General features: G+C 26.5%; 11 protein-coding genes. 3 read left to right on the forward strand and 8 right to left on the reverse strand.

Annotation, left to right across the window (positions count from 1 at the left end; genetic code table 11):
* Positions 1-205: 205 nt before the first annotated feature.
* The 3 genes from V8G69_RS09990 (at position 206) to V8G69_RS10000 (ending at position 3,541) form a co-directional block, all read left to right on the forward strand.
* The gene (locus tag V8G69_RS09990) at positions 206-1,357 is read left to right on the forward strand and encodes a M14 family zinc carboxypeptidase (RefSeq protein ID WP_394881735.1); all 1,152 of its coding nucleotides are present in this window, start codon (positions 206-208) and stop codon (positions 1,355-1,357) included.
* Between the two features lie 70 nt (positions 1,358-1,427).
* Positions 1,428-1,907 carry an Lrp/AsnC family transcriptional regulator gene (locus V8G69_RS09995; protein ID WP_394881736.1) on the forward strand — a complete coding sequence of 160 codons (480 nt, stop codon included), beginning with the start codon at positions 1,428-1,430 and terminating at the stop codon, positions 1,905-1,907.
* 182 nt (positions 1,908-2,089) lie between these two features.
* The gene (locus tag V8G69_RS10000; RefSeq protein WP_394881737.1) at positions 2,090-3,541 is read left to right on the forward strand and encodes an MBOAT family O-acyltransferase; all 1,452 of its coding nucleotides are present in this window, start codon (positions 2,090-2,092) and stop codon (positions 3,539-3,541) included.
* A gap of 4 nt (positions 3,542-3,545) precedes the next feature.
* On the opposite strand, the gene V8G69_RS10005 is transcribed toward V8G69_RS10000, so the two are convergent.
* The 8 genes from V8G69_RS10005 to V8G69_RS10040 form a co-directional block, all read right to left on the reverse strand.
* A complete protein-coding gene (locus V8G69_RS10005; protein WP_394881738.1) occupies positions 3,546-4,511 on the reverse strand; it encodes a hypothetical protein in 966 nt (321 codons plus the stop codon).
* A gap of 99 nt (positions 4,512-4,610) precedes the next feature.
* On the reverse strand, positions 4,611-5,765 hold the full coding sequence (locus tag V8G69_RS10010) for a GNAT family N-acetyltransferase (protein WP_394881740.1): 1,155 nt from the start codon (positions 5,763-5,765) through the stop codon (positions 4,611-4,613).
* Between the two features lie 52 nt (positions 5,766-5,817).
* On the reverse strand, positions 5,818-6,885 hold the full coding sequence (locus V8G69_RS10015; RefSeq protein WP_394881741.1) for a GNAT family N-acetyltransferase: 1,068 nt from the start codon (positions 6,883-6,885) through the stop codon (positions 5,818-5,820).
* A 121-nt stretch (positions 6,886-7,006) separates the two neighbouring features.
* Positions 7,007-8,221 carry a GNAT family N-acetyltransferase gene (locus V8G69_RS10020; protein ID WP_394881742.1) on the reverse strand — a complete coding sequence of 405 codons (1,215 nt, stop codon included), beginning with the start codon at positions 8,219-8,221 and terminating at the stop codon, positions 7,007-7,009.
* Between the two features lie 93 nt (positions 8,222-8,314).
* Positions 8,315-9,469 (reverse strand): GNAT family N-acetyltransferase, encoded by a 1,155-nt coding sequence (locus tag V8G69_RS10025; RefSeq protein ID WP_394881743.1) that lies wholly within the window; start codon positions 9,467-9,469, stop codon positions 8,315-8,317.
* 9 nt (positions 9,470-9,478) lie between these two features.
* Complete coding sequence (locus V8G69_RS10030) at positions 9,479-10,510, reverse strand: GNAT family N-acetyltransferase (RefSeq protein WP_394881744.1); 1,032 nt, start codon at positions 10,508-10,510, stop codon at positions 9,479-9,481.
* Positions 10,507-12,273, reverse strand: coding sequence for a NeuD/PglB/VioB family sugar acetyltransferase (locus V8G69_RS10035; protein WP_394881745.1), 1,767 nt, complete (start codon positions 12,271-12,273; stop codon positions 10,507-10,509). Before V8G69_RS10035 ends, V8G69_RS10030 begins: the two co-directional genes overlap by 4 nt.
* A 10-nt stretch (positions 12,274-12,283) precedes the next feature.
* The gene (locus V8G69_RS10040; RefSeq protein ID WP_394881746.1) at positions 12,284-12,886 is read right to left on the reverse strand and encodes a sugar transferase; all 603 of its coding nucleotides are present in this window, start codon (positions 12,884-12,886) and stop codon (positions 12,284-12,286) included.
* Between the last annotated feature and the right edge of the window lie 357 nt (positions 12,887-13,243).

The raw sequence follows: 13,243 nt of genomic DNA on the forward strand, positions 1-13,243 counted from the left end.
ATTACTTTACTGAATGGATGATATATATATGATAATCAAATAAATACAACACAAAAAATACAAATCAAAAAAATTATTAATATTTCACCAGCCGATGCTATCAAAAACCATATAAATTGTTTAATGATGTAAACAATAAATCATTTTATTAGTGTTTACAATTGTAAATAAGTAATTGTTTACATTTGTATTCTAATAAGTTTAGATGGAAGTTGAAGTATTAAAAACCCTTTTTGAAACGTATAACGAAAAGCGTCTTTTTCATCGTTATATAACCAATAATCATATAGAGCCTATGTTGAAAAAACTGGGTGATTATATTGATATTGAAAAAATAGGAGAATCTGTTTTAAAGAAACCTATTCATGGAATTAAAATTGGTCATGGAGTTAAAAAAATACTCATGTGGTCTCAAATGCATGGTAATGAATCTACAACCACAAAGGCAATTTTTGATTTGTTAAATACGCTCTTAAATGAAAATAAAGAGACCAGTCATATATTAAGTACTTGTACTATATATATTATTCCTATTTTAAATCCAGACGGAGCTGAAGCATATACAAGGGTAAATGCTAATTCAGTTGATTTAAATAGAGATGCACAATTATTATCTCAACCTGAAAGTAAGTTGTTAAGACAAGTTTTTAATGAGTTTCAGCCCCATTTTTGTTATAATTTACATGGTCAGCGTACCATATTTAGTGCTGGAAATTCAAATTATCCAGCAACCGTATCTTTTTTGTCACCCGCCCAAGATGAAAAATGCACAATAACATCTAATAGAAAGGTTGCCATGGAAATTATTAGCGTTATGAATGATACTCTGCAAGAATTAATACCTAATCAAGTAGGTGTTTATGACGATGCTTTTAATATTAATTGTGTTGGAGATACATTTCAAAATTTTAATGTTCCCACTATTTTATTTGAAGCAGGTCATTATTCTAATGATTACGAAAGGGAACAGACCAGAAAATATATTTATATATCATTGTTAAAATCCATTGATTATATTTCGAAAAATGAAATCGATGGAAGTAATTATTTGCCATATTTAAATATTCCTGAAAATGAGAAGCTTTTTTTCGATATCATAATAAGAAATGCAAAGTTAGATTCAAAAGAAGATCTAACAGATATTGGTATATTGTATCAAGAAATACTTAAAGATGATAAGGTAGAATTTATCCCTAAAATTGAAAATATTGAAAATTTGAAAGGTTTTTTTGGTCATAAGGAAATTGATGCAAAAGGGTATAAAGTTGTAAATGAACAAAATCAAATGTTGAAAGTAGCCAGCGAAAACGTTTTCGTAACAATAAATAATGAGATTTTCTCATTATTATTGAAATAAAGTGTGAAAAATGTGTGTATTTATCAGTGAAAATGTGTTAATTTTGTTTTTTATTTAAAAATAATCAGCCATGGGGAAAATTAAATTAGACGAAATAGACCATCAAATTCTTGATATGTTAATCGATAACACAAGAATTCCTTTTACCGATATAGCCAAAAAATTATTAATCTCGGCAGGAACAGTTCATGTACGTGTTAAAAAAATGGAAGAAGCTGGTATTATAAAAGGTTCTTCACTAACATTAGATTACAAGAAATTAGGGTATTCATTTATAGCTTATGTTGGCGTATTTTTAAATAATACCTCTCAAACAAAATTTGTTTTAGAACGTATTAATGATATTGCTTTTGTTACAGTTGCTCATATTACCACTGGAAAGTTTAATATTTTCTGTAAAATAAGGGCTAGAAGTACAGAACACGCAAAAGAAATTATTTTTATGCTAGATGATATCGAAGGTGTTTATAGAACAGAAACTATGATTTCTCTTGAAGAAAGTATCAATGACAAAAAGCGTTTGATGCATTCTATCTTCAATGAAATGTAATAATTTAGATATATTATAAAAAAAGCTCTTTATTAAGGGCTTTTTTTATATAATTTATTTTGCATCTTACGCTGATTATTTGGTTATTTAAAGAATAATTTTGAAATGTAATGTTAAAAGTAAGATGTTTGTTTTCAATTAAAAAATCAGCAATTAATCAAGTTTTATATATTTAAATATAAATGGTATTTAATTCTTTAGAGTTTTTCATATTCCTTCCGGTTGTATTTATTTTATATTGGTTTGTTTTTAACAAGCATTTAAAAGCACAGAATGTACTCGTTTTAATTGCTAGTTATGTGTTTTATGGATTATGGGACTGGAGGTTTCTTTCTTTGATTTTATTAAGTACTGTAGTTGATTATTTTGTTGCCATTAAAATTAATTCCTCTGAGAAACATAATACAAGAAAATATTGGTTATGGGTTAGTGTTTTTTTTAATGTTGGTCTTTTAGGGTTTTTTAAGTACTATAATTTTTTTGTTGACTCCTGGGTAGATTTAGTTTCTGTATTTGGTTATCAAATGAAAAGTACCTGGACGTTGCGTGTCATTTTGCCTGTAGGAATATCGTTTTACACCTTTCAAACCATGTCATATTCCTTTGATGTGTATTATAAAAAGCTAAAGCCAACTAATGATTTCTTATCTTTTGCTGCGTTTGTAAGTTTCTTTCCTCAATTGGTTGCAGGGCCCATTGAGAGGGCGTCCAATTTATTATCTCAAGTATTAAACAGGCGTACTTTTAATTATGACCAAGCTGTCAGTGGCATAAAATTGATTTTATGGGGTTTGTTTAAGAAAATTGTAATTGCAGATTCCGTTGGGCCAATAGTTGATGATATTTTCTCTAATTATGCCTCATATCCAGCATCGACCTTAATTTTAGGAGTCACTTTATTTAGCTTTCAAGTGTATGGTGATTTTAGTGGATACTCTGATATAGCTATTGGTACTTCAAAACTTTTTGGAATTGAACTGATGTCAAATTTCAAGTTTCCTAATTTTTCACGAAATGTTGCTGAATATTGGCAAAGGTGGCATGTGTCTTTATCAACTTGGTTTAGACATTATGTATATATTCCATTGGGTGGCTCAAGGGAAAGTAAACTAAAATCTATCAGAAATATTTGTATTGTTTTTTTAATTAGTGGGTTTTGGCACGGCGCAAATTGGACTTTTATATTTTGGGGAGGTTTTCATGCTTTGGCTTTTATTCCGGTATTTTTAATGGGTAGAAATGCTATTTATAAGGATTCAGTAGTTGGACAGAACACTATTTTTCCAAGTTTAACAGAAATAGGGCAAGTATTGCTAACTTTTTCAATAGTAACCTTTTCAAGAATCTTTTTTAGATCAGAATCTATCACAGATGCATTTGGGTTTATTAAGCAGATTTGCAATCATTTTTCGTATGAAACGTATCATCATCCAATGGGATATAGAATGATAGATTATTATATTTTATTGGGTTTATTTGTGTTTTACGAATATCTTATTAGAAAAGATGAGCGTTCACCATTTAAATTTAAATCGAAAATTGTAAGGTTTATGATTTATACAATAATTATCTTATCAATGTTATTATTTTATGATGATGGTGTAGATAGATCGTTTATTTATTTCCAATTTTAACTAATTAAACCTTCTTTTTTTCTTTTATATAATTGGCTATAACCGATGCTATAATTTCTCTTCCATGATTATTCCAATGATTATCATAAATTAATGTTGTTGGTGTTTTAGAATTTTCAAGGATTTTCCCAAAATCTAAATATTTATAGGCCATAGAATCACAATAATCTAAAAATGATTTGCTTGTTTTTCTTGAATCAAGAAGAAAAACTGTTTTATTTTTATCAAAGCCATAGGTGTTAATTAATTTTTTGAAATTATTTAAATATTGCAGGTTTCTATTATCAACAACGTCTTGGTTTTCTACTTTTTCAGTGTGTTTTTCGGGATTATTTCCAAAGGAAACGATTTTGGATTTTAAATTTCTTAAAGGTTGTAAAGCTCCAATGCCATCCATATAAGAAAGCAATTTTACATTTTTTTTGATTTTTGAAAAAGTGAAATATTGTGAATCTATCCAATATTGGTCTGGCTTATAAAAGTCGCGTTTTAAGTCGTTTTCAAATTTTAAATAGATTATAATTTGATCTATTAATTTAAATTTTTCACTGTAAGCAGAGATTAAATGTAATTCGTCAGCAAAATCATATCCCGAATGGCCATATTCAAACACATCTACACTATCATTTAGTTTTTTCTCAATTTTTTCACCAATTGAATTATAGTAATTTTGATGGAGTCCTTCTATATATGAGTCCCCAATAAGTGCAACGTCTATTTTATCTTTTGTTGGTGTAAATTCACTGTAAGAATTGAATCCAGTTTTATTTATGTGGTATTCTGCAAAATTCATTCTTCTATTACCAACAGCATAATATCCTTCTTGATTTGGTAGATAGGTTTTTACATTTTTATCATTAATTATGAATGTGGGCGATTCTTGATATAAATGAAATACCCTTGTAATTATTTCTAAACAAATAAAAACCAATAAAGTATATAATAGTATTTTACCAAATAGTAATTTCATAACGAAACTTAATTGTTTTTTAATTATAAATATAACGACTTAGAATATAAAAAATATTTAAAATTTTGGATTTTAAAATAAATTTAGACTACAATTTATCTAAAAAATTATTTTTTCTGTTACGTTTTTACCACAAATCAAATATGATTTTGAGGTTTCTATTTCAAATACCTTTATTTGGTCAATGTGTTCTTTATGTTTGAATAAGAAATCACAAATCATTTTTTGAAGATGATCATTGTTAATATTGAAATGGTCTATTTCTGTAAGATACTTTAAATCAACTTCAGGACTAGTTTCAATGGTATATTCAATATGGTTTGTGTAATTGTTTTTTTTCAGTTTTAAGTTTTTTAACTTTTTAACCAAAGCATCTATATGGTATTTTTTTAAAATATTTTTTGCTTTAATTATTAAAACTTCTAAATCTCCTATTAAATTAAATATAGGTTTGCCTTTTGGTGCTATTATATGGTGCTGAAATGAATACATGTAATTGCTCCAACGCTTTTTATATTCTAAATTGCCGTAAGCCATATCTAACATATAATACTCGTTTTCTAAACACCATTCTAACAATTTATGAATAGAAATGTTGCCTAATGAAAATTTTGAATAATTGATATCGTACGACGGAATTGAAACAAAAAGAATATTTTTAAAATGATGGTTAACACAAACATGAATCAATTTTTCATTTGCATAGATTGCCAATATTGATGCTTTTTTTTCTAAAATAAAAGCATAAATACTTTCAAAGTAATAATTCCAGTTTTTAAGTGCATGTGTTGAATCTCCACGCTGATCAAAACGTTTAATAAGCATGTTTTTTAATGAGGCCATTAAAGTATTATATACCTCTTTTTCAATAGAACCATAATGAATCTCGTACTTTACATTAAAACAGGCTTCAAAACGATTAACAAATCTTTTTATATTATCCTTAAAACTCTTTTTATACTCTTGCTTAAAAAATGTCTCTAAATTTTTATGCTCTTTTATCAAAATGGCATAACCAATAATGTTTTTTTGATCTACTTTTTTAAGTATTAATTCATCCTTTTTAAAAAAAGAGTATTCTAAAAATGAAGGACATAATGATATTGAAATTGTTCTTTTTATTAGAGAACCCTTTTCTGTTCTTTCAAACAAGCAATTATTATTTAAAGCATTAGTTAATCTATCATAATAGGGGAGTATTATGAGTTTTTGTGACAAAGAGTCGTAAAAATATTCCTTTTGTATAAATTTCACTTTATTGTCTAGTTTTTATTATTATGATTTTACAATCCATTGAATTGTTATCTTATTTTGAAATAAACTTCGATGGTTTTTTCCCCATTATGATGAATGAATTGTAGCTGTCATTTAATTTATACACTTTTACTTTGTTTTTTTGTTCAAAGTTTAAATATAAATAATCATATATTATATTTCTTAAATTCATAAACTCTTCATGTTCAAAATTAATTTCAGTATAATTGTTTTCTAATTCTGAATTTTTAGGAATTTCATCAGTTTTTAATTGAAAAACTTCTATGGTATTGTCTTTTGCGTAATTATTTGAGGTGTCTAAAATTTTATTTCCTTTATCCTGTACAATGTTATTTCTGTCTAAAAAGATTTTTAATTTATAGAATAAAAACAAAGAAGAAGCAAATAACGCTTTTGTAAGTGAAGTTTTTTTAAAAATAATATAATTCCTAAAATCATAAACAACGTTGCACCATTGCTTTTTATAGGTTAAAATACCTGGGCCTAAATCAAAAAGCTTTATTTTGTTTTCAAAGCTCCATTCAAGTTGCTTAAAAATATCTACATAGCCTAATTTAAATTTTGAGTAATCTATATCATAAGCCCTAATAGAATTTATTATAATATTTTCATAATGATAGTTTATACAAATGTCAATAGGTTTGTTGTTGTCATAGATAACAAAAAGTGATGTGTTTTTATTTAGAATCTCTTGATAGATGCTTTTTTTATAATAATCCCAATCTTGCAGCGCCTGGTGTTTGTCACCTCTTTGATCAAACCTTCTTTTTATCATAAGTTCCAATTGATCAAAAAGTAACTCATATGCAGGTTTTTCTATAGAACCATAATAAAATTTGTAGTCAATATTAAAACAGGTTTCTAGACGTTTAACATACGACCTAATTTTAGATCTGCTTTTTGATCCAAATTGGGCCATCATATAATCTTCAATTGAATTAAAATTTTCAAGGTTTATTAAAAAACCTTGAAATCTGTTAAACGAAAACTTTTTAAATTTTTTATTTAAAGTTATTTCAACAAAAGTGGGGATATAAGTAGATATATATATATTATCAATTACGTTAAGAATGTTTTTATTGTCATTTAACGTTTTCATTGATTTATTTGATACTGTATTTATTATGTTATCAAAAAGGGGAGACCCCAACCTTTTTATAATATTAAGATTATAAAAATCAAGAATTTTTATTTTAGAAAAAATGAATTTTTTATTCATATTATTTTATGACTATTTTTTGAAAAGAATTAGCCCCTTTTAAATAAAACTCTTTATTATTAATATCCATATAAACCATTATTTCATCTATAAATTCAACATTTAAAAAAGCAAAATCTATAATTGGTTTTTTTAAGCATGTATAATCATCATTGTTTGGATTAATCAATTTTAAATTGTTAAAATTGTCAATTGCCAATAACTTTTCCGTTTCAATAATTATTTCGGGCTGTGAACTAAACTCTTTAAATACATGTCTGTTTTTTATTCTTTTATATAATGTATTTAATTTATTTAGTTTTAATTTTTTTAACCACGGCAATACGATGTAAATAATATTTAGCTTGAGTATTAGTGCTTTTGCTTTTATTGATGCATTAATGTTATTTGTATCATAAATTATATGATTTTGAAAAGTATACGTTCCGTTTCTGAAACGTTCTTTATATGAAAAGTCACCTTTAGACATATCTATTAAATCAAAATCATTATTAATAGCCCATTCAACAATTTTTATAAATATGAGGATACCTATATTAAATCTTGAGTAGTCAATATCATAGGCTACTACTTCATTGAAAATAATTTTATCATAAACTGAATTTATATAAATTGATATAGGAGTATCGTTATGGTAAATAACATAAATACAAGCTTTTTTTTCATTGATAAGATTAAATGTAGTTGCATAACGGTCTTTCCAATAATCTAATTCTTCCCAATAAGACTGTTTTTGTTCTAAACGTCTAAGAAGCATTTGCCTATAATCATTGAATATTATATCATACTCTTTTTTTGAGATGCTTCCATAATACATTTTGTAAACCGGCTTGATGCAGTTATCAAGACGTTTTTGTCGTCGACGTATTTCTGATCGTTCTTTTGTGCTTATTTCATTTATTAGATAATCTTCAATGGTATTGTACTTACTTAAATTTATAAAAGAGCCTTGATATGTGTTTATTTTTTTAAGTTTAATTTCTTTAGAATCGTTGCTTTTAATAGTATCCAAATAGTTAGGAATATCACTAATAAAAACTAATTTGTTTTTAAATGAAATTGTGTTGGTTACTGGTGAAGAGTAAAGCAGCTTGTTTGTTTCATTATTGAACAATTCAGAATAATAAGTCCCGATTTGACCATTCTCAAGAATGTCTAAACCAAAATTTAGTTTTTGCAATTTATCTTTATTGTTATCTGAATTAATATTACTCATGTTCTTTACCTTTTTAAAATCTAAATCATAAATCCAGAAAGGGAATTACAGGTTGTGGTTTAATGTAAAATAATAAAATAGCTACTTAATCATTCAAAATTCAAGTTCTAAAATAGAATTTTTTCCATGAATAATATATGAATTTGGTTTTTCCGGCATTTTATAAATACTAATATCGTTTAGGTGCTCTTGATATTTATATAAATAGTCATAAACAGGTTTTTTCAAAAACTTATTTTCATTAGTTTTCAAATCTAGATTTTCCATTTTGAGAATGTCGCTCGGTAATGATGTTACTGGTATAAAGTTATATTCTAAAATTGGTATAGAATTGTTTTTCTTTTTTATTGCATCAAACACGCCATAAATCTTGTCGTTTATTTTTTTGGAAATCAAATAGTTTATGATTCTGTATTTGCAATTTTTAATTAGCGAATAACAAGATCCTATAATATTAAACTTATTGTAAAAAATATGGTCTTCAAATTCATAAATCTCGTTTGCCCATCTTCTTTTATAATCAAAATCGCCGTATCCCATATCAAAAAAATCGATACCATTTAAAAGGCACCATTCCAGTTGCTTATATATTTCGATGTTTCCTAAACTAAATTTTCCATAATCTAAGTCATAAGAAGAAATTGAGCTATACATTATCGAACCTACGTGGTAATTTACTGAAATCTCGATGGGTTCATCATTTTGATAAATAACAAATATAGAGGCTCTTTTTAGTTTGATTAAATCTAGGGTTTGATCAACATGGTGTTTCCAGTTATTCAAGGTTTTGTTTCTGCCTTCACGGTGTTGAAATCTGTTTGCTATCATGTCTTTCAAAGTGCTCATTATAAATACATAATGGTCAACAGGCATATCTCCAAAGTAGGTTTTGTAGCTTATATTGAAGCTTGATTCCAACCTATTTGTTGTTCTTGTTATATTTTTTCTGTGTTGCGGAGAACATGTTTCTTTAAGGTAATCGCTAATTGTTTTATAGTCTTTAAGATAAATTGCAAAACCTAATTTCTGCTTTATTTTTTTTAACCTAAAATGTTTTGATAATAATAAATTATAATTCAAATAGGCAGGAAATAGTTGATAGGAATAAACTTGTGCGGACTTAAGGGCAATATGATTAACAATTAATTTCTTTTCTATTTTTTTGTCCATATACCCTAGAACATCATAGGTGTTTGATACCGAATGATTTTCAAATAATAATTGATAGAAATTGTTGTTTTTAAACATGTAAAAAAACTAATTTGTGATATTTATTGAAGTGCTTTTTTTAAATTTAAAAAGATATGTTACTTTATGAAGTAACACATTTAATTTTAAACCTCTTAAAAATTGCTTTAACTTGAAAAACAATTTCAGGAAATGGGCAATAGAAATAGCACTAATTGAGTACGAATCATAATATATATGATGCTCAAAATTATAGTTTACATTGGCCCATCTTTCTTTATAATCATAATATCCTTTTGATAAATCAAAGATTTTTATATTATTTTCAAAACTCCATTTATAAAGTTCCATTAAATGTACTTTACCTATATTGTATTTAAAGTAATCCATATCGAAAACAGTAATGGCAAAAAATAAAATATTGTCAGAAAAATAGTTGAGCGATATGGCAATTGGTTTTTTATCATCATAAATCACAAATAATGACGCTTTTTTTTCAAGTATCAATTCAAAGGATGAATCATAATAAAAATCCCATTCTTTAGGATTTAGATTATTATTGGTTTCAAGTTTGTCATCAAATCGTTTTTTTAACAGAGCATTAAAATATTCGAAAATATCATCATAAGATTCTTTAGATATGTTTCCATAAAAATGTTTATAGTTTATATCAAATGAACTTTCAAGAACTCTTTGATAGCTTTTAAATTTATAACGACTTTTTTTACTAAAAGTGGAGGAGAAGTAGTTATTAAAATCTATATATGTTTCAAGATTTGTTAAAAAACCAGGGTATTGCTTTATTTTAATTGCCTTTATTTTTTTTGGAAGCGTTTCCGTTTTAATATTAAAATATTCAGGTACATCATAAATCAACAATACTTTATTTTTAAAATCATGTGATATAATAGACGAATTCAAAACATACGACATGCCTTTTGTAAGGTTCTTTCCGACGTTGATGAATAAGGGCATAAATGTTGGCTTATAAAAGCCAACTTCCTTTATGAAATTAAATGAATAAGATGCTTGATCCTTAATGAAATGTAAGCACCATTTTTTAACAAATGTATTAGATGTAAATGGATTATGCTTTATCACAACGTTACATTTATATCGTCTAAAGATCTATATAAAGGAAAAAAATTGGAATCTGTATCGACACCTTTTTTTAAAACAAGCTCATCATAAACTTTTTGATTACAAATAAATTTCCACAAGAAAAAATCTTTAAAATCCTTTGAAAAAGAAGCTTTAAAATTAAATAATGAATCATCATCTTTACCTCCTAAACCTCCACCTAAATTAAAATAGGTATAACCTTTTTCTGATGCAATTAGTCGCATTTCATCAATGAGTAATTTTGTTGGAGTTAAGTGTAAGAAATCATTTTTGGTTCCAGATAGATGATACTGTACAATATTGTTAGTCATCACAAATTGAGAAGCTGCTATTGTTTCTCCAGATTCATTGTCGATAGCCAATAAGACTTCAGATTTAAAATCTTGGCTTGACACCATTTTTTGAAAATAATCCTTTTTAAAATAGTAAGAATTTTTAGCATGAACCCTATCCATGTTCTCATAATAAATATCCATAAATTTTTGAAGACCTTCTTCTGATGCAGCTCTTTTAATAGTACAATTTCGTCTTGCTTTATTGATATGTGTTTTTAATCTATTTTGAAAATTCTGTCTCTGAATGTCTATATCAAGTTTCAAATTAATGTTTACAACCTTACCCTGTCTGGTTATGGTCCCAAGATTTATTAAAGCCCTACATTGTCCTGATATAAAAGGATTTAACCTAGAAAAAACAGAAACAAAATTATTTACTTCGAAGTATTCCTTTATTTTTTCTTGAAACTGGGTATTATCAAAACTGAATGATAGGTTTTTGCTAATAGGTCCGGCATAGCCATATACAGATGTTGCATCTTTGTAATTTGTGTTTTCTATTTTTCTAATTAACAATGGGATGGCTATAATAATGTCGTTTTCAACATATTTAAGTAATAAGGGTGTTTCATTATCATTTTTTGATAAATCATGGTAATCATAGGTGTGATAAAAATCATAGTACCCTATTTCTTTTAATACATCATCCCAATCCTTTTTATTGTAAATTTCTTCTAATGTGGAATTAATTTCAAAAACCTCCTTTGGTTTGACAAAATCTTCAGCATGATATAAATATTTTTCACCTTCATTGATAGTTCTAATAACTTTAGCAGGAATACCATATACCATTTTATAATCTTCAACATCCCTGTTTACTAAAGCACCTGCACCTATTATTGAATGTTTACCAATGGTTATATCTTGAATGATGTTGGCACCCAAACAAATTGCACTAAATGATCCAATTGTAACGTTTCCTCCAACAGTGGCATTAGGAGCTAAACTAGAGAATTTTTTAATGTCACCATCATGATCTAAAGACGCTTTAGTGTTTAAAATACAAAAGTTACCTATTTTGGAATCAATATTTACAATAACCCCCGGCATAATAACAGTTCCTTGCCCTATTGTAACATTTTTTCCAATTATTGCACTAGGATGTATCGCAGAAATATATTTAAAGTCAGGAACTAATTGGGTTATTTTATCATGAACTAACTTCCTTATCCAATTATCTCCAATTGCAATAATTCCAGCATTAAAATTGAAATTTTTAATTAAATCTGGTAAATCATTTTCAGTTCCTAATATTTTATATTGAAATATTGACATTCCTTTTGGTTTATATGAATCTATTAAACCAATAATGTTGTACTTATTTTCTCTTTCAAGAATATCAATAACAACTTTAGCATGTCCCGATGCTCCAATAACTACAATATTTTGTTTTTCAATGACTGACATGATTATTCAATTAATTACCTTTAAATAATGGCATATTTAAGTTATCTGAACTATTGACTCCTTCCTTTTTTAAAACTCTTTTTATAGTTAATAATAATATTTTTACATCTAGTGAAAATGATAAATTATTAACATACCATGTATCTAATGAAAATTTTTCTTTCCATGATATGGCGTTTCTACCATTTACTTGAGCCCAGCCAGTAATGCCAGGTTTGACGTTATGGCGCTTTTTTTGATCTTCATTATATAATGGAAGATATTCTGTTAATAAGGGTCTGGGACCTACTAAACTCATGTCTCCTTTAATAACATTGATGAGTTGAGGGATTTCATCTAATGAATATTTTCTAATAAAAGCACCTGTTTTGGTAATTCGTTTTTCAAAAGGTAATAAATTTCCTTCTGTATCCTTTTTGTCATTCATGGATTTGAATTTGATTATAGAAAAGATACGTTCTTTTTTACCCGGACGCTTTTGAAAAAAGAACGGTTTTCCTTTATTGCTAAATAATAGGCAAATGGTAATTACAATGAAAATAGGAGATAGTATAATAAAGCCTATAACCGCTGAACAAAAATCGAAAAGAGGTTTTATTAATTTTTTATACATAGTAGGTTGGTTAATTTGAGTAAAATTAGTTTAAATATTGATTTCTAATACTTTTAATTGTTGAAAAGCTATTATTTTTGATAAAATGAATTTGTAGGCAATATATTACTTAAATTTAATTTTTGTGCAAAGATGATTTGGTTTTATTGCTGTATTAGGAATTATATCTAATATTTTTATAACAGATTGAATTTCAGCAACTTAGTGATATATGAGAATTTTAAATGTATCCCACTAAAACAAAAGAAATGTCTGATTTGGTTTTTTTGTTAAATGAAAGTGGGAGGTGGATGGATTCTAAGTACTAAAACAAGTTCAGTACAGGCAAGTTTGTTGTAATAGGTATAAAGGACCTTT

It is taken from the genome of Gaetbulibacter sp. M235 (assembly GCF_043876835.1).
Taxonomy (GTDB): domain Bacteria; phylum Bacteroidota; class Bacteroidia; order Flavobacteriales; family Flavobacteriaceae; genus Yeosuana.

Excerpts from the sequence above, each read along its gene's own strand:
- V8G69_RS09995 (WP_394881736.1), top strand. The coding sequence starts at position 1,428 with ATGGGGAAAATTAAATTAGACGAAATAGACCATCAAATTCTTGATATG.
- V8G69_RS09990 (WP_394881735.1), top strand. The coding sequence starts at position 206 with ATGGAAGTTGAAGTATTAAAAACCCTTTTTGAAACGTATAACGAAAAG.
- V8G69_RS10005 (WP_394881738.1), bottom strand. The coding sequence starts at position 4,511 with ATGAAATTACTATTTGGTAAAATACTATTATATACTTTATTGGTTTTT.
- V8G69_RS10000 (WP_394881737.1), top strand. The coding sequence starts at position 2,090 with ATGGTATTTAATTCTTTAGAGTTTTTCATATTCCTTCCGGTTGTATTT.
- V8G69_RS10040 (WP_394881746.1), bottom strand. The coding sequence starts at position 12,886 with ATGTATAAAAAATTAATAAAACCTCTTTTCGATTTTTGTTCAGCGGTT.
- V8G69_RS10035 (WP_394881745.1), bottom strand. The coding sequence starts at position 12,273 with ATGTCAGTCATTGAAAAACAAAATATTGTAGTTATTGGAGCATCGGGA.
- V8G69_RS10015 (WP_394881741.1), bottom strand. The coding sequence starts at position 6,885 with ATGAAAACGTTAAATGACAATAAAAACATTCTTAACGTAATTGATAAT.
- V8G69_RS10020 (WP_394881742.1), bottom strand. The coding sequence starts at position 8,221 with ATGAGTAATATTAATTCAGATAACAATAAAGATAAATTGCAAAAACTA.
- V8G69_RS10025 (WP_394881743.1), bottom strand. The coding sequence starts at position 9,469 with ATGTTTAAAAACAACAATTTCTATCAATTATTATTTGAAAATCATTCG.